Source organism: Planktothricoides sp. SR001 (genome assembly GCF_001276715.1).
In the GTDB taxonomy this organism is placed as follows: Bacteria; Cyanobacteriota; Cyanobacteriia; order Cyanobacteriales; family Laspinemataceae; genus Planktothricoides; species Planktothricoides raciborskii.
Window position 1 is genome coordinate 37,698 of sequence record NZ_LIUQ01000031.1, and the last position, 16,564, is coordinate 54,261.

Below are 16,564 nucleotides of genomic sequence, written 5' to 3' on the forward strand. Positions count from 1 at the left end.
GGTAGCCAATTCACTGACAACGGCACCGCGACCAACTCCCATCACATCTTTAATGGCGGGGGTAGGAGTCGAACCTACTTATTTCAGCTTCTGAGACTGACAAGCTACCGTAGCTTATCCCCGCATTTCATCAATAGCCCCAACGGGATTTGAACCCGTGTTTTCTGATCGAAAGTCAGAAATCCTCACCACTAGACGATGGGGCCTTTGTAATTGGCGCAAATTCTCCGAAGAATGAATCTTTTTAAAGATTTATCCGCAGGATTTGGGCTTTTTTTGGACGTAGCAGCAGTGAGCGATCGCTTTTTTTGGGTTTTGCTGGATTGGCTGCTTAAGCCGTTTGGCTCTCTCCTGTCCCTCACATTTGTATACTACATTATATACTACATATTGTCAATGGGTGGGACGAAAAAATTTTTATTTAAAGAGTGCTTCTCTAGATATCAGGCTAAAACTCTTGTTTTATAAGGATTTAAATAAAGATTTATGAAAAAATACGCAGAGATTACAGGGTGAAAACGGCTAAAATGATGTAGTATGCGTAAGTACAGGTTGGCAATTTATATATTAAGTAAAGATTAAACCGTGAGGGGCGATCGCCCTAGATTTCCGTGGGACAATATGCTACAAATGAGGGGTCAGACCCATCAGGGTGCTAGGTCGATGAATAGAGACAGCACTCGAAGATCGGTGGCATCCACAAAATTTCTCAGTCACTTGTGAATGATTCACCCCAAGAGAGTTCTCAATTATGAATACTCACGCTCGCTGTACCCTGTCTCAGTTAACCAGTAGCCAATTGAATGTATTTTGAACAGTGGTCGAATTACTCGCGCCGATCAAAATGCGTTGCTGAAAATTTTTGCCTGGGAAAATCCCATGAGTAAAGAAGACCAAAGGCGACTTAAACAAGTTTTTGATAGTCTGGATATGGGGTTATTGCAAGTAATTGATTAGTGGTATGGCATCAGTTAAAGATTGAATCTGAGTGAGTCATAATGTTTGGTTTGGTATCCCTGATGAGCGATTGATTTCAGCTTTTTTATGACGATTCTTCTCCAGATATTTTTTGATATTTTTATAATGAGCAATTTTTTGGATTTTACCTGATGTGTTTTTTCAAATTTAATATGATTCAATATCCCAAGGGGCGCACAATGTTGTGCGCCCTTGATATTTTCTGGAAAATTTTGCGGTTTTTCGGAATGTAGGGGTCAACAGCCGTTGACCCCTACATGACGCAATTTTCTAGACGCAATTTTCTAGACGCAATTTTCTAGACGCAATTTTCTATAATTGCGATTTAATCGACTTCTTTGAGCAAAGATGCGCCGGTTTGAGCCTGTTCCCAGCATTTAAACAGATATAATTCCGTGCGATCGCTCATTACCGTGAGAAATAAACCCTCAGCCGTATGGGAATTAGAAGCAATCCAAGTCCCTTGTAAAGTGACTTCGATGTAATCTTCATCGGCAACAGACAACTCGATTTTTTCACTGTCATAACGCAGGGCCTCTGTATGAAGCACATTCACCAAAGGCAAATCTGCGGGCAGCAAAAACGACGCTTTGCTGGGTTCGACGAGGACACTTTGACCAACTCGCATAGCCAAAATAACTCGCCGCACAACTAACTGCTCCAGGGAGTCAGCCAGAAGCTCTAGGTTAAAGCCGGTTTCTGTATATGTAATCTTCAACATTTCCGGGTAGGGATTCTTTTCCTGTGAGAGTGCTTAATCTCTTGGCTGAGGGTAAAAAAACATTTCTCAGCCTGATAACTGCTGTTCCCGCCAAAAATGTTCGGCAAAAGCAACAGCGGGGTGGATAGGGGCGCGTGGTTTGGTTAACAGTGGCATTCCCGCTTGTTGCGGAGTGCGATCGCCCTTGCGGCAATTGCAAGAATTGCAAGCAGTGATGACGTTATCCCAAGTATGACTACCCCCTTTGGATCGGGGAATTACGTGATCTAAAGTTAAATTTTTGTGACTGCCACAATATTGGCACTGGTGACGATCGCGCCTAAGTACCTCTCGACGGTTCACTGGTGGCACTTTCCAGATCCGTTCATTCCCGGTAAAGGTTAAACGAATTTGAGTGGGTACTTGCATCACTAGAGAAGGCGATCGCACCGCTATACAGGTGCAGCCGATCTCCGAAGGGCTGAAATCCAAAGGTTCAGCTTTTCCGGTCACTAACAGCGCGATCGCTCGTTTAATATTGACCCGACTAATCGGTAAATAATTTTTAGAAAAAACCACCACCGACTTACTTAAGACGTCTGTTATCCCAGTCACGACTTTGCTCCTGATTAAAATAGCCCCCGCTTCACCAAGAAAGCGGGGGCTAGAGAATTTAAAGTCTTTTAAGCCTATACTGGCACAGCATAATTATGGCTGTACCTCCCGCGATATCTATTCAGTTGTGGTCTATCCAACCGATAGTCTTCGGTTGAATCTAAATTTTCATTAATCTCTTCTACAGCATTGACTGCTGTAAACAGGCACGATGCTCCCTGTTTCTCGCCACCGGGCTCAAAATGGCATATCCCCAGCATAGCGGTTGTCCAGATGCCATTGATGTCATCTAGACCACTGCCAAAGCTACTGGCGAAATGCCGTGTGAGTGAATAGGTGGATGAGTATGTCACAGGTTTCCTCGTTGAAAGCTACTACTTGAATCCTACAAAAAACATACTACACTAATAATACAGATATGTCTACCCATAAGAGGAAAAAATTATGTCCGCAATCACAAAAACCCCAACCACCGAAATGGAAGTCACCAGCATCCGTCTAGAGAGAGAGCTAAAAAACCAACTCAAAGCGATCGCCGGGAATCAAGGCTATCAAGCACTAATTCGGGAAGTGCTCTGGAAGTTCGTGCAGCATAAATCTGGAGATGTGAAATCTTACCTTTCGCGATCGGATATTCGAGCCAGCTTTGATGCTACAGCGCAACATGAGGAACGGTGCGCCATTACTGGCAAGATTATTCGACCCAATGAACCGATGTTACTTGGACTGACCGTGACCGGAGAAATGATACCCCTCAGCAAAGAGAGTTTAGCTGGCTAGGGCTGATGCTCCCCCGTGCCGAACGTCTGGCGATCGGGGGAGCCGTTTTGTCGATCATAGATTTCCGGCGCTTAAAATTGCCCGAACTGCCGCTAACAGCTTGCCATGACTAGACCCATTACTGCCAATCAAGCAGCCCCATTGGTTCACATCCTCGGAATCATAACTCAGGGGTTCCCCGTTGAGATGGGTTAATTTTCCCCCCGCTTCGGTGAGAATTAATTCCGGGGCTGCCAAGTCCCAATGTTTAGGGGCTGATTTTCCCGAAAAGGAAATATAAATATCCCCTTGTTGTTCCACGATCGCCGCAATGCGGCAACCAATACTGCCGATTTGATATTCTTGGCGACAGGGTAAAGTATGTAAGATTTTTTTAAATTCTGGGGTTTGCCGGTGTTTTGTCACTAAAATGGTTAAGTCTTCCAGGCGATCGCGCTGAGAAACTTGTAGCTGCTTCACCTCACCACTGCGAGTTTCTACAAAAGCCCCCATACCTTTTTGAGCATAATATAATTTCCCCGCTTCTGGAACCACGACCACCGCTAACATGGGTCTGCCTTCATAGACCAAGGCAATATGCACCGCATAGTAATCATTATGGTGAATAAAACCCCCGGTTCCATCGAGGGGGTCAATAATCCATAACCAGGAATTTTCGCCTTTAAACGCTTGATGGTGATCGGTTTCTTCGCTGAGATAACTAAATTCTTCCTGACCGAAGGCAATGCGTAATTTTCTTAGGATATACTCATTGGCCGCTAAATCCGCAGCAGTCACTACCCCATCTTTTTTTTGTTGAATTCCCAGGGTTAAATTCGCGGTTCCGTGATAGTAACCTTGCAGAATATCCGCCGCACCCCAACCAACTTGACGGGCGATCGCGCCGATTTGTTTTAGTTGTTCATCTGTCAAACCAAGCACGATATTATCCCTTTTAAAAATTTGGTGGCTTTTAGCAATATCGGCTTCATTTATCAAATGAGCCGTTGGCTATTGGCTGTTTTCTTCTATCATTGCACGGTTATTTTATCACAATTTATTAATAAAAAAACCAGAGGGGCGATGTAGCGATCGCCCCTCTGCTTTGATTTATTTAACCAGGCCGGTTATTTTCAACTGGCTATGGTTGAGGAATTAGCTGGCTTTGTTGGCTTTGCGTTTGCGAGCCGCAACTAAAGCACCACCACCGAGAACAGTTCCTAAGATAGTCAGAGGTTCTGGTGCAGCTTCGGAAACCATGCCGCCACCTTCGTCACCACCACCGCTGGATACTGGAGTGCTAGGAATAGAAGGTTCTTCGACAACCGCCGGTGGTGTGCTGCCACCAGTGCTAGGGGTCGTGCTACTATCATAGTTACCAGGGATAGCAGCGCTGCCGGTTTTGCTGCTTTCAGCACGGCCATTAGAGGTATTGCCAACACTCATCAGACGAGTACCAATCATGTCAGAGCTAAAGTCAGCGAGGGAAACCCCAGAGAGTTTGAATGTAGCAGTTTGATAGTCGTCTTTGCCGCCTTTGAGACCTTCGGAGCCGATTTCCACCCCTAAGTTGAAGCTGGCTTTCATGCCGTTTAGATCCGCACTGTTGCTAACTCCGCCCTTCGTGGCATTGCTGGCACCGCTGATACCTGTCACCGGGCCACCACCGGCACCTCTGACACTGACTCCACCGGCATTGGGAAGGTTAAACCAAACAGCCCGCAAGTCGCCAGTCCATCCTGCGGAACTCGGTACGACGTTAACTTTGACTTCTACTCCTCCGTTGACTTCTTTTAAGTTGACGCTGACGGTGGGATAGTCTTGGGTATTCGAGTTGGTCTTGTCGGTGAGGGTCAGGGTTTTTTCAGCGGCTTGGGCTGGCATGACTGATAACATGGCAGAGGCGATCGCCATCGTTCCAGCAAGTACAGCACCTTTAGATGTAAAAAGTTTAGTGGTCATCATGGTCATTTCTCCTGTTCTTTGGTAGCGAATCTCAATGCGTGAGTAGTTTTCTAACGGTGGAGGGTGTTATTGCCTAGCATCGGTGTTGTTGTAGAACTACCACATTGCCGAAGATATATTTTTCACCCTGAGAACATCTGGAGCCTGATAAAGAAATCCCTGGACATCTAAAATAATTAAAGAGCACACCCGTTAACAGTCACCTGGTTATTTTTATTTTAAGCAATTGCTCCAGATAGTTCGTTATTTATCTGATTTGCTTCATTTGCTCCGATCATAGCAACATTCATCGGGGTTTGGCAAGGGGTAATCTCGAATTTTACAAAAAAAATATAATTCCTTGATAATTGTAGAAATTTAGGAAAATTTTTAAGTATTGTACTCAGTAGCGATCGCCTTAATGCTTAATTAAATTTTCTGCCTTCGGTTTATATACCGACTTTTTATTCCGTGATTATACGGATATGATATCAATGATTTACGGAGAAAATTTTTAATTTTTTACTAAAAAACATTTTGATAGCTTTTGTTTCACATAGCTGGCAATCAGGCACTCTGTCATAATCATCCTATGTTCCATCAAAAATGCAACCGTAAGGGCGCGAAACCTTGTCGTTCTTAGGGCGCAACCATTGCGCCCCTACGCCCAAATCCTTATTTTTACGGAGACGGTAAAAATCCAATCAGGCCAGACGATCGCTCCTGAGTAGCCCCTGAGTGGTCTGGCCCCCTAAGTATAAAACTTACTTGAGAAATTCCAGGCAGAGTTGCCGGAAATGATCCCCCCGTTGCTCAAAATTTTGATATTGATCAAAACTGGCACAAGCGGGAGAGAGTAATACTACCTTAGCTCCAAGTTCTTGAGCCAATTGAGCCGCCCTGGGAACAGCACGATCCATTGTGCCAACAATTTCATAACGTTGATGGCCAACTTCTTGCAAGCGTTGGGCAAATTGCGCGGCGGCATCCCCAATTAATAACACTGCTGCGGCTTTGGTTTGAATGATTCTGTACCACCCCGTATCATCCCCAGTTTTGGGATCCCCACCGGCAATGAGAATCACTGGCGCTGCTACGGATTTTAACCCGACTTCGGCGGCGTCGTAGTTGGTGGCTTTGCTATCATTAATAAACTCAATGCCTTGCCAAGTGGTAATCAGTTCTAAGCGGTGGGGGACTCCGGGGAATTCCGCAATGGCTTGGGCGATCGCCTCTTTTTTGATCCCCGCCAAACTAGCGGTAGCCACTGCCATCAGCAAATTTTGTTGATTATGGTCGCCACACATTCGCAAAGCATCAGCCCGGACGATTTTTTCTCCTTTAAATATCACCCAGCCATTTTCAATATAAGCGCCCTTTTCTGGATCGCCTAATAGGTGACTTTTTCCCTGGGTGCTAGTCCAACAAGCATCGGGCCAACGAGTAGCTAAATGTTGCCGTAAATAGGGGTCATCGCCATTAATTACCCGATACTCAGACCGTTCTAATAGAGAAGCTTTGATGTTGAAATAGTTCTCGATAGTATAGTGGCGACTCAGATGATCGGGAGTTAAGGTGGTAAAAACGCCAATTCTCGGCGCTAAAGAATTAGAAGATTCAATTTGATAACTGCTAATTTCCGCAATCATCCAATCAATCGGTTTCACCGATGCTGATTTTTGGGGATTGACCGATTCCCAAACCAGTTCACAGGTGGCATAGCCGATATTGCCACAAGCCGGGGCATTAAATCCAGCGGTTTGGAAAATAGCCGCAATTAAAGCTGTTGTGGTGGTTTTGCCATTAGTGCCCGTAATACCCACCCAGGGGGCTTGGTTCAAATGACGCCAAGCGAGTTCCATTTCGCCAATAGTTTCAATGCCCATTTCTCGCGCTTTCACCAGGGGAGGAATATCCCAAGGAACTCCGGGACTGACTACTACTAATTCCAGGGATTTATCTGGGGTAAAAACATGGTCTAAATTGACTTCGATGCCAATGGCAGTAAGTTGTTGTTGTTGTTGGCGCAAACTGTCAGAATTGCCGCGATCGCTCACGGTGACTTGCCAAGCTTTTTGTTGCAATAACTTCGCTGCGGCAATTCCTGATTTTCCTAAACCGATGATATGGGCTTTTGACATAGACGGGATATTTGATGAATGAAGATGACTGATGAGCAGCCGACGGAGGTTAAAACCTCCGTCTCATAGCTCAAGTCCATTAAAATGGACTGAAGCGAACAGTTTAAGATAATTACAGTCGTCTTTAGAGGACTTACAGCAATTTTCTCCGCGAATAAACCACAAATTTTTGTAGGGGCGAAGCATTCCGGCAGATAATTTATTACTTAGAATATTGTACAGGCCCGCGCATTCCGTAGGGGCGAATGGCCATTCGCCCGTACAAGGGCGAATGGCCATTCGCCCCTACAATATTTTAAGCAATAAGCTATCTACCGGAATGCGCGGGTCCCTACTGCCGGAATGCGCGGGTCATACCGTGGTTTAGTAATCTGAAAACCGCTGTAAGCTTTTAGCAGGGGGTTTATAGCCCCCTGCGGGTGATGACTGCGGGTGAGGACTGCGGGTGATAACTGCGGGTGATAACTGCGAGTTATGAGTGCGAGTGTTGCTATCTAACTTTTAACGATCGCGCCAAAATCTGCTAAAACACGAGCATGATTCCGCAATAATCCCAAAAGATTTAAGCGGTTGCGTTGAATTGCCGGATCTGAATCCATCACTAGGACACTTTCTGGGCCATCAAAAAAGTTGCTGACCGTTGGGGCAATTTCTGCTAAAGCATCGACTAATTTTTGATAATCTCGTGCTTCACGGGCGGCTTGGGTTTTGGGAACTAATTGCACCAGAGAATCATAAAATTCTTGTTCAGAAGATTTTTGGAATAGTTTGGGATCGATCGCTTGCTTAGGTTCTAATTCAATGGTATCGAGTTCTCCTTGTTTGGCTAAACGGGAGGAACGGTTTACGGTTTCATAGATATTATTTAGGATGCCATTATTGCGGATAGATTGCAAGAATAAGGCGCGATCGCGCAAATCCAACAAATCTTTTAATCCCCGTTCCGTATATTCTGGGTCATTTTCCCCTAATACCGCATTCACCAAATCATAATCAACTCCGCGCTCTTCTTGCAACAGAGTTCTAATCCGTTGTAAGAAAAAGTCATACAATTGTGACAATAAATCTGGGGAAGTATCGGGGTAAATTGTGCTAAATTCACAGGCGGCTTGTTCTAGCAAATGATATAAATTAAGGGGTAAATCTGCCGCCCAAATAATATTCACGATCGCCGTAGCTGCCCGACGCAAGGCAAACGGGTCGGAAGAACCAGTAGGCAACATTCCCAAGCCAAAAATACTGACCAATGTATCCAGTTTATCCGCTAAAGCGATCGCTTGCCCTGTGATAGTATCTGGCAAACTATCACTAGCGCCCCGTGGCAAATAATGCTCAAAAATTGCCGTAGCTACTGCCTCGGTTTCCCCAGAAATGCGGGCATATTTTTCACCCATCACCCCTTGCAATTCAGGAAATTCATAAACCATCTGGCTGACTAAATCCGCTTTACAAAGTAATGCAGCCCGTTGGATATCTTTAGCTTTTTCGGCGCTGAGGGATAATTGATCTGTAATGAAACTGGCAATTTTGATAATGCGGTTGACTTTCTCCCGCACCGAGCCTAATTTTTCTTGGAAAGTGACAGTTTCTAACTGGGCAACATAACTTTCTAAAGGTTTGGCGATATCGGATTTGTAGAAAAACTGGCCATCAGCTAACCGGGCTCTAATTACTCGTTCGTTGCCATTAGCAATAATTGCTGATTTTGCCGGATCGCCGTTAGAAATGGTGATAAAATAAGGGAGTAATTCTGTAATTTGCTTACCCGTTTTATCTCCATTTGTCTGATTTTTTAATACCGGAAAATACCGCTGGTGTGTCACCATAACCGTAGTAATTACTTCCGGCGGTAAAATTAAAAAGTCGTCGTCAAATTTGCCGATGACCGCTGTAGGCCATTCGACTAAGTTGGTGACTTCGGTGAGTAAATCGGCGGAAATTTCCGCAATGCCACCGACGTTTTCGGCGGTGGCTTTGACTTCCGCAATGATTTTTTCTTGGCGTTTTTCTGGGTCTACTTCAATATAAGCTTGCCGTAAAGTTTCGGCATAATCTGCGGCGTTAGCAATTTCCACGGGTTGAGGATGAAGGACGCGATGACCGCTAGAAATGCGATCGCTTTTGAGAGTTTCTGAGCCATTTTCTATGGCGATGGGCAGAATTTCTCGGTCTAATAATGCCACCAACCAACGCAACGGGCGAGAAAATCTTAAATCCCCATTTGCCCAGCGCATAAACCGTTTGCCTTCTAGTTTATTAATCCATTGGGGGACGAGTTCCGTGAGAATTTCCGCTGTAGTGCGTCCGGTAATTTTTTTGTTGACAAAGACAAAATCGCCTTTGTCCGTGGGGCGAATTTCTAAGTCGCTTAACTCGACGCCCTGTTTGCGGGCAAATCCTTCCGCAGCTTTGGTGGGTTTCCCATCTTTAAAGGCTGCTTGGGCTGGTGGGCCTTTAATTTCCTCTTCGCGATCGGGCTGCTGGGTGGGCAAACCAGAGATTAAAACGGCCAAACGGCGCGGGGTGCCATAGACTTGGGTGGCTTTGGGGGTGAGAAAGTTTTCTGCCAGGGTGTCCGGAATGAGCGATCGCCACTGAGAAATCGCTGTTTCGACAAAGCTTGCGGGTAATTCTTCTGTACCGACTTCTAATAAAAATGTAGTCATATTCGATCGGGATAACCGCTTGGGGTTTAAGGTTCGTTAGAATAGTGTACCGTGGCTTGATGTTTCACGATTCTACAGTGGCAGGTTTTTCCTAGTGGGGCGGGTTTCGGGGTGCGATCGGATTTCTAAGCTGTTATGGATTTACCAGCAGGATTTTCGCGTAGGGGCTGTCGCCAAGCCCTCTCGCGTAAGTCCTGAAATTTAATAAAAAGTAAAGGATCTTATAAAACTTGTTCTGATATACTTTAAGGCATAAATTTCAAAATTGCAGACCTCTAAACTGATTCAGATATTGCGTGAACCTTTAAGACTCTTTGACAAGAAACTCGCCGCTCAGTTAAGTCAGTTTTTCCTACCCGTTAACTGATGATTTGATGAGAGGGTTGAGGTCAAATATTCAGACATGGCAATGAAGTTGATCAACTAAAGACAGGTAAAATATGAAATACCAGACTGAAACTTTGAAAGAAATATTTCAGGCAGATTCAAATAATAAATTAGTTTTGCCTGATTTTCAAAGAGATTTTGTGTGGGAGCTAGAAAAACAAAAAGGGCTTATTTCTTCATTGTTAGTAGGTCTTCCTATTGGTAGTATTCTTATTGTCGAAGGCAAAAAAGATGATTTTCCTTCAAGGCCACTAATTTTTACAGAAAGGATAACGCCAAAAGAAGACTGTAATTTTCTTCTAGATGGTCAGCAGCGACTATCTTGCCTTAAAAGCATCTTTGATGATTTATTTACAAGGAATGATGATTGGAATGATGTTATAAAAAAGTTATATGGAAAATTGCAAAATCGATGGTTTCTTAAAATGAAACCTGATGAGGGTTTAGATGATATTTTTGGCTGGGAAAAACTAAAATTCGCTAAAAAGGATTTAGAAAAGTATGATCCCGATCAAATACAAGATTTTGTTGTTTGTTATAAAATTTTTGTTAAAGATAAAGATAAAGCTTGGTATCATCCTGCTTATCAAGTTGTTCAGTCTTCAGCAAACGAACAACCTGGTTTGTATGAGCGCAAGAACCTGTTAGCTAAAGAGTATGCGAAACACGGAGTTGTCCCTTTATTTGAGATATATCCTGAGAATGGTAATGATCTTTCATTGCATTCTTTGACTTTACGTGCAATTGCCAATAATAGAAGGGACGAGCTTAAAGCAAAAGTACAAGATGGAAAGTTTTCAGTTGAGGATCTATTAGGGCATTTTAATTCAGATATTTCAAATCTTACAGAGGATGAAATAGATGAGTTTTGGAGTGACTTGGCATCAGAATGGCGGACTAATATAAAAAACGCCTTGGACAGTTTGTTAGAGCAAAAAGTATCTGAAATCTTATTACCCTCTGAGGAAATATCAAGAGCCGCATCAATATTTGAAAAAAGTAATGAGGGAGGTACTCGTCTTAGTAATTTTGATTTAATCGTTGCAAAAAATGCTAAAACCGGAACAGAATCTTTGTCTGATACCTTTAAACAATTGCTCCAAGAAAATCTTGAAATTCCTGATTCTATTTGTTATAGCAAGAATAAGGATTGGCAATTAAATTATATGGAAGCAATGCAAGAAAGTTTAATCAATAAAGTTATTACAGATCAGTTTCTCCTTTTATTATCACTTCTTTCTTCTCAAACTGAAGCAGAGAATGGAGTTGATCACCTTAAATTAGAATATCTTAAGCAAACTACAATCCTAAAATTAAAGCCAGATCAAATTGTTAAACACTCTAAACGAGCCATGAAATCTTTGATTAAAGCTTTTGCCTTTCTACAGCATCGTTGTGGAATTGTATATATCAAAGATTTATCTTATAAATTGATGCTGCTTCCTATTGCTTATCTTTTCTCTATAGAAGAGCCTATTGAGGAAGAGTCGATCAATGAAGAATCCATCAATGTAACTATATGGACTGATGAAAAGCAGATTAATAAAATAGAATATTGGTATTGGTCTAGTTTATTTAGTGGAAGTTATAAAGATAAGCAAAATGAGCGCTGTTTAGAAGATATTAAGTCTCTTTATAAATGGATATTAAATGAAACTGCGAATCCCTTTAAACCACGGGCAGATAAAGTATTTGACCAGCGTGATTATTCAGACGATAAAGTGCTTCTTCTTCAGAATGAACAAACACCTCCAACAGCAATACAAGATGGGATTTTGCAATATATTTTAAGTCAACAACCAAAAGATTTTCTTTTGGATCCTAAATCACCACCTACTAAGCTCAAAGCTTGGGACATTGCGAAAGAAGCCAAAAAACTTGAAAAACATCATATTGTTCCTCTAGGTTGTGTAACTGATATTGGAGAAAATACAAAGTCTTTGCGAAATGACAAAAAACACTTACTCAATAGTCCTCTGAATTTGACCTATATTTCCAAACAAGCTAATAAACAGATAACAGATAAAGAACCCTCTCAGTATTTATCTCTCTTATTGGAGACTATAGTAGATGGTCATCAAATTTCACCCAACATGATTCATGAGATCAAAGAACGTAGACCTTCAAATTATGATGAAGAATTTTATAGGAAAGTGTTTCGAGATAGATTTGATACACTTAAACGGGCAGTAAAAGTAGAGCTAGAATCTTTAATTGATTGAAGAAATTAATGATGGTCATCTAAATTAAATAAGCACTACATTCTGAGAACTTGTTGGAGAAAGTCGCATTCCTTTGTGGTTTGCGACGAGTATTCTCTTCTTATCTCTCTATTTCTTTTAAAGAAAGTCGCATTCCTTTGTGGTTTGCGACGAGTATTCTCTTCTTATCTCTCTATTTCTTTTGCTATAGCCATAATTTTCTGTTGGTCTAATTCTATTCTTTCACTTAAGTTATATGTAGGCCAGTTCATGTATGAATATTCAAAATTAAACCATTTATGTGAAAAAAACTGTTTCCATAGTGATGGATTTACTGGCTTTTGGCTCCAGGGGTTTTCCAAAATTACAATATCTCTCTCAAATGAGATAATTGCCGCATCTATTTTAGTTTTGGGATCTGTGAAACGTCCACAATGACTCATTTTATTGAAATCATAAGGCAGATTCAAACTAAAATTTTCAAAAATAGGAGCACCTTTCCATCCATAAAAAGCATACCAAATATCTCCAGAATAGAAAGCTCCATTTGCAGACATTACAGGTAAAGTTTTCTTAACCATAAGACTTGACAGCATATCCCAACTCTCATCCTGAAAATCTAACCATAGAATAGATGGAGCGTTTTCACTAAATTGACCTTCATTATTTTTTCTTTGATCTATCTTACTGATTACATTTTCTGTAACACTTTCACGAAGTTTTGGCTTGCCAAAAGGGGTACAAATATGTTCGGCAACCGAGACTTTACACTTTTTATTACTATAAGTATTCCCTGTTTTGCTGGCGAACGGATTCTTTATAAATGCACTTAGACTTTTAGCTTCTTCATTATTGATTTGTTTTGCGTGTACTTCTATAAAAACTTTTGGATCCTGATTCATCACTACGAACTCAGGAGTTTTCTTGGATTTACTTGTAATAACTGGCTCGACGGATATTCCACACATTAATAAGTCCCCAAAAGCTCTTATTTCACTTAATGCACTTGAAGAATGCGAATAATCATCTAGAGCTAATAACCTTTTTTTTAATTTTAAAATCCAGTCTCGGTGTTTGGGCAAAATATGCCTTATGGCTATTTCTGTATTAATAGAAACTTGTGAATCTCTTTCTACTTCAGGAAATAGTAATCTTTTTAATGGGTGCTTTCTATCTTGGTTAGGAGCCTTCTTTATAGATTCTAGTTCTTCTTGTTCAAAAATAGAGGTTAGGAACTCTGAGTTCATTTTATTCTCCAATTATTTAAGTACCGATTGCTTCTTCTGTAGAAACAGCAAATATAGATCCGGTTTTATGCGGTAAAAAGTGTGACTCTATTATAATATAATATAAACCGATTATGACCGATCATTAAAACAGTCTTCACCAGAGAACTCACCAACCATACCGCCAAGGAGGACGCAGCGTGAGTAATATCGAACCTATCAAAGATCGCCAACTATTCCAAGAGATTCGCCAACTTATAGACACGGCCAAACAACGCGCCGCCGTTGCTGTTAATGCTGAACTTACCCTGCTTTATTGGCAAGTCGGTCAACGCATCCAAACCCAAATTCTTCAAGGCGATCGCGCTGAATACGGCAAACAAATTATTAACACCCTTTCTGAACAACTAACCCAAACCTACGGGAAAGGTTGGAGTGAGAAACAACTCCGGCATTGTGTCCACTTTGCTGAAACTTTCCCAGACCTAGAGATTGTCTCCACACTGGGGAGACAATTAAGCTGGACACATCTCAAAACCCTTATGTATGTTGATGATGAATTGAAACGAGACTTTTACATCGAACTGGCACAACTGGAAAAATGGAGCGTTCGTCAACTACAAGAGCGAATGAACTCTATGCTTTATGAACGGACTGCACTTTCGCGTAAACCCGAAGAGACGATCCGCCACGACCTCGACCAACTGCGGAAAATGAAGCAAGTTACCCCAGACTTACTTCTCAAAGACCCCTACATTTTGGACTTCTTGCAGCTTAATGATCGCTACCTCGAAAAAGATATCGAAGATGCTATCCTGCGAGATATCGAGCAATTTCTCCTAGAATTGGGAGCAGGATTTGCTTTTCTTGCTAGACAAAAACACCTGCAAATTGATGGAGATGACTTTTATCTCGATCTCCTTTTCTATAATCGCAAATTGAAACGCCTCGTGGCGCTCGACCTTAAACTCGGCAGCTTTGAAGCAGGATACAAAGGACAGATGGAACTGTATTTGCGCTGGCTGGCCAAACACGAACAAGAACCAGACGAAAAACCTCCCCTCGGTATAATTCTTTGTGCGGGAAAAAAACAAGAACAGATCGAACTTCTAGAGTTAGATAAAAGCGGCATTCACGTTGCCGAGTATCTCACCGTCTTGCCTCCGAAAGAAGTGCTGCAAGCGAAACTCCAACAAGCGATCGTCGATGCCAGACACCGACTTGCCAGCGAGGAGCAATCCCAATGAAGGAAGCCTAAACTTTGATTCGAGCAGCCTTTGAACCCTTTGAACATTTTGGCGACTTGTAGTTTGCTATTCTGTAACCCAGAATCATTAACCTGTAGTAGTAGAATATCATATTAATGCAGAAATTATCGAATATGCAAAAAAGTATTCAGCTAAATTTATTCGAGCCTTTATTAGAGATTCCCTACCATTCTCCTGACATTCCATTTCAACCCAAAAAAACCGTGAAGGCGATCGAGCTGTTTGCCGGGGCAGGGGGTCTAGCATTAGGATTAGAAAAAGCTGGCTTAAAAACCCAGTTTTTAGTAGAAATCGATAAAGATGCCGTGGCTACTTTACGACACAATCGACCTGATTGGCATATTATCCATGATGATATTTCTAAAGTTTCGTTTAAACAAATGTCGGCAGATGTAGTTACAGGAGGATTTCCTTGTCAATCATTTAGTTATGCCGGTAAAAAGCTAGGGCTGGAAGATACCAGAGGAACTTTATTCTATGAATTTGCTCGATGCGTTCAAGAAATTAAACCCAAATTATTCTTAGCGGAAAATGTCCGGGGCTTAATCAGTCATCAACAAGGGGAAACTTTAAAAATTATTTTAGCAATTTTAGAGTCTTTGGGTTATCAAGTTCAATATCGATTGCTGAATGCAGTGAATTATGATGTCCCCCAAAAGCGAGAAAGAATTATTATTGTGGGGACTCGTTCCGATCTAAATGTTCAGTTTTTTTATCCTGAACCTTCTCAAAAAATTCTCACCTTAAGAGATGCTCTAAACAATGTTCCGCCCTCCGCAGGAGTCAAATACAGTAAAAAGAAAGCAGAAGTGTTAAAATTAGTGCCGCCGGGGGGATGCTGGAGAGATTTACCGGAAAATATCCAAAAAGAATATATGATGAAAAGTTATTATTTGGGTGGGGGTAAAACTGGGATGGCACGTCGGATTTCTTGGGATGAACCGAGTTTAACTTTGACCACTTCTCCTTCTCAAAAACAAACCGATCGCTGTCATCCCGACGAAACGCGACCTTTTACCGTCCGGGAATATGCCAGAATTCAAACGTTTCCTGATGATTGGGAATTTATGGGAGGGATTACATCACAATATAAACAAATCGGAAATGCGATTCCGGTAAATTTTGCCTATCATTTAGGACGCTCAATTATATCCGCTTTGACAGGATGTTTTGGCGAAAAAATTAATCGAGCGTTTTTTAATTAATTCGAGTCAAAGTAAAAGTAGGGTGGGCAAAATTTGCCCACCCTACGGGATCAACCGAATTTATTGATCGGAAGATGTGTCATTTTCGTGTTCCCCATTACAGTGTTCTTCACAGTTATCGTGACAGTTATTGCGAAGTTCAGTGTTAAAAGGGTTGTCCTGTTTAGTTAAGGAAACTTGAGCGCTGGCAGGTTCAACGACGAATCCCCCGAAGCTAAACCCAGTGGCGATCGCGCCACTCACCGCCGTTAAAACGATTTTAACTAAAGTCGCTTTCATGTTAGACAAACTCCTAAATCGATATTTTAAGCATAGAGAACAAAAATGAAATCAGGATGAAATTGCGATCTTCAGGTAAAAAGCGATCTACAAACGGGATGATAGAAATCGGGTTTCTTTTGGGGATATTAAAAGTTGTCTTCGCAACCCACAAAAGAAATTCGATTTCTTTTTCCCTGTCACCAGAAAGCGAGA

General features: G+C 42.0%; 15 protein-coding genes and 2 tRNA genes. 5 read left to right on the forward strand and 12 right to left on the reverse strand.

Translation table 11 applies throughout. The features are described 5' to 3' along the window. Window positions 1–53: 53 nt before the first annotated feature. Together AM228_RS32955 and AM228_RS17800 are read right to left on the reverse strand one after the other, a co-directional pair. Window positions 54–124: transfer RNA gene (locus AM228_RS32955), tRNA-Leu, on the reverse strand. Window positions 125–134: 10 nt separating this feature from the next. Continuing rightward, window positions 135–206 (reverse strand) — tRNA-Glu (locus AM228_RS17800). A 604-nt stretch (window positions 207–810) separates the two neighbouring features. Here AM228_RS17800 and AM228_RS32960 point away from each other — a divergent pair. Further along, window positions 811–957 carry a hypothetical protein gene (locus tag AM228_RS32960; RefSeq protein WP_156331872.1) on the forward strand — a complete coding sequence of 49 codons (147 nt, stop codon included), beginning with the start codon at window positions 811–813 and terminating at the stop codon, window positions 955–957. A 346-nt stretch (window positions 958–1,303) separates the two neighbouring features. Here the strand turns inward: AM228_RS32960 and AM228_RS17810 are convergent, their stop codons facing one another. The 3 genes from AM228_RS17810 to AM228_RS34350 form a co-directional block, all read right to left on the reverse strand. Further along, window positions 1,304–1,699: an alr0857 family protein gene (locus AM228_RS17810; RefSeq protein ID WP_054467693.1), complete on the reverse strand. Its 396-nt coding sequence runs from the start codon at window positions 1,697–1,699 to the stop codon at window positions 1,304–1,306. Window positions 1,700–1,765: 66 nt separating this feature from the next. Then, a complete protein-coding gene (locus AM228_RS17815; RefSeq protein WP_054467695.1) occupies window positions 1,766–2,293 on the reverse strand; it encodes an HNH endonuclease in 528 nt (175 codons plus the stop codon). A 74-nt stretch (window positions 2,294–2,367) separates the two neighbouring features. Beyond that, on the reverse strand, window positions 2,368–2,646 hold the full coding sequence (locus AM228_RS34350; RefSeq protein ID WP_197285336.1) for a hypothetical protein: 279 nt from the start codon (window positions 2,644–2,646) through the stop codon (window positions 2,368–2,370). Window positions 2,647–2,737: 91 nt separating this feature from the next. On the opposite strand from AM228_RS34350, the gene AM228_RS17820 reads away from it, so the two are divergent. Continuing rightward, window positions 2,738–3,073, forward strand: coding sequence for a hypothetical protein (locus AM228_RS17820; protein WP_054467697.1), 336 nt, complete (start codon window positions 2,738–2,740; stop codon window positions 3,071–3,073). A 54-nt stretch (window positions 3,074–3,127) separates the two neighbouring features. Here AM228_RS17820 and AM228_RS17825 read toward each other — a convergent pair whose 3' ends face one another. The 5 genes from AM228_RS17825 to glyS form a co-directional block, all read right to left on the reverse strand. Beyond that, window positions 3,128–3,994, reverse strand: coding sequence for a 3'(2'),5'-bisphosphate nucleotidase CysQ (locus AM228_RS17825; RefSeq protein ID WP_054467744.1), 867 nt, complete (start codon window positions 3,992–3,994; stop codon window positions 3,128–3,130). 213 nt (window positions 3,995–4,207) lie between these two features. Then, window positions 4,208–5,017 carry a PEP-CTERM sorting domain-containing protein gene (locus AM228_RS17830; protein WP_190879943.1) on the reverse strand — a complete coding sequence of 270 codons (810 nt, stop codon included), beginning with the start codon at window positions 5,015–5,017 and terminating at the stop codon, window positions 4,208–4,210. Window positions 5,018–5,760: 743 nt separating this feature from the next. Next, window positions 5,761–7,137 carry a UDP-N-acetylmuramoyl-L-alanine--D-glutamate ligase gene (gene murD / locus AM228_RS17835; RefSeq protein ID WP_054467701.1) on the reverse strand — a complete coding sequence of 459 codons (1,377 nt, stop codon included), beginning with the start codon at window positions 7,135–7,137 and terminating at the stop codon, window positions 5,761–5,763. Window positions 7,138–7,200: 63 nt separating this feature from the next. Then, the gene (locus tag AM228_RS32965) at window positions 7,201–7,416 is read right to left on the reverse strand and encodes a hypothetical protein (RefSeq protein ID WP_156331873.1); all 216 of its coding nucleotides are present in this window, start codon (window positions 7,414–7,416) and stop codon (window positions 7,201–7,203) included. A 215-nt stretch (window positions 7,417–7,631) separates the two neighbouring features. Further along, window positions 7,632–9,803 (reverse strand): glycine--tRNA ligase subunit beta, encoded by a 2,172-nt coding sequence (gene glyS / locus AM228_RS17840; protein WP_054467703.1) that lies wholly within the window; start codon window positions 9,801–9,803, stop codon window positions 7,632–7,634. A 440-nt stretch (window positions 9,804–10,243) separates the two neighbouring features. On the opposite strand from glyS, the gene AM228_RS17845 reads away from it, so the two are divergent. Further along, a complete protein-coding gene (locus AM228_RS17845) occupies window positions 10,244–12,412 on the forward strand; it encodes a DUF262 domain-containing protein (protein WP_054467705.1) in 2,169 nt (722 codons plus the stop codon). 164 nt (window positions 12,413–12,576) lie between these two features. Here the strand turns inward: AM228_RS17845 and AM228_RS17850 are convergent, their stop codons facing one another. Next, window positions 12,577–13,638: a hypothetical protein gene (locus AM228_RS17850; protein ID WP_054467707.1), complete on the reverse strand. Its 1,062-nt coding sequence runs from the start codon at window positions 13,636–13,638 to the stop codon at window positions 12,577–12,579. Between the two features lie 179 nt (window positions 13,639–13,817). On the opposite strand from AM228_RS17850, the gene AM228_RS17855 reads away from it, so the two are divergent. Then, window positions 13,818–14,864, forward strand: coding sequence for a YhcG family protein (locus tag AM228_RS17855; RefSeq protein ID WP_231636846.1), 1,047 nt, complete (start codon window positions 13,818–13,820; stop codon window positions 14,862–14,864). Between the two features lie 116 nt (window positions 14,865–14,980). Next, window positions 14,981–16,090, forward strand: coding sequence for a DNA cytosine methyltransferase (locus AM228_RS17860; RefSeq protein WP_197285337.1), 1,110 nt, complete (start codon window positions 14,981–14,983; stop codon window positions 16,088–16,090). A 60-nt stretch (window positions 16,091–16,150) separates the two neighbouring features. Here AM228_RS17860 and AM228_RS17865 read toward each other — a convergent pair whose 3' ends face one another. Next, window positions 16,151–16,369, reverse strand: coding sequence for a hypothetical protein (locus AM228_RS17865; protein WP_054467711.1), 219 nt, complete (start codon window positions 16,367–16,369; stop codon window positions 16,151–16,153). Window positions 16,370–16,564 lie beyond the last annotated feature (195 nt).

What these genes read in the sequence shown, in the direction of transcription:
- AM228_RS17865 (WP_054467711.1), bottom strand. Translation starts at nt 16,369, where the DNA reads ATGAAAGCGACTTTAGTTAAAATCGTTTTAACGGCGGTGAGTGGCGCG.
- AM228_RS17810 (WP_054467693.1), bottom strand. Translation starts at nt 1,699, where the DNA reads ATGTTGAAGATTACATATACAGAAACCGGCTTTAACCTAGAGCTTCTG.
- AM228_RS17860 (WP_197285337.1), top strand. Translation starts at nt 14,981, where the DNA reads ATGCAGAAATTATCGAATATGCAAAAAAGTATTCAGCTAAATTTATTC.
- AM228_RS32965 (WP_156331873.1), bottom strand. Translation starts at nt 7,416, where the DNA reads ATGGCCATTCGCCCTTGTACGGGCGAATGGCCATTCGCCCCTACGGAA.
- AM228_RS17830 (WP_190879943.1), bottom strand. Translation starts at nt 5,017, where the DNA reads ATGATGACCACTAAACTTTTTACATCTAAAGGTGCTGTACTTGCTGGA.
- glyS (WP_054467703.1), bottom strand. Translation starts at nt 9,803, where the DNA reads ATGACTACATTTTTATTAGAAGTCGGTACAGAAGAATTACCCGCAAGC.
- AM228_RS17850 (WP_054467707.1), bottom strand. Translation starts at nt 13,638, where the DNA reads ATGAACTCAGAGTTCCTAACCTCTATTTTTGAACAAGAAGAACTAGAA.
- murD (WP_054467701.1), bottom strand. Translation starts at nt 7,137, where the DNA reads ATGTCAAAAGCCCATATCATCGGTTTAGGAAAATCAGGAATTGCCGCA.
- AM228_RS17820 (WP_054467697.1), top strand. Translation starts at nt 2,738, where the DNA reads ATGTCCGCAATCACAAAAACCCCAACCACCGAAATGGAAGTCACCAGC.
- AM228_RS17845 (WP_054467705.1), top strand. Translation starts at nt 10,244, where the DNA reads ATGAAATACCAGACTGAAACTTTGAAAGAAATATTTCAGGCAGATTCA.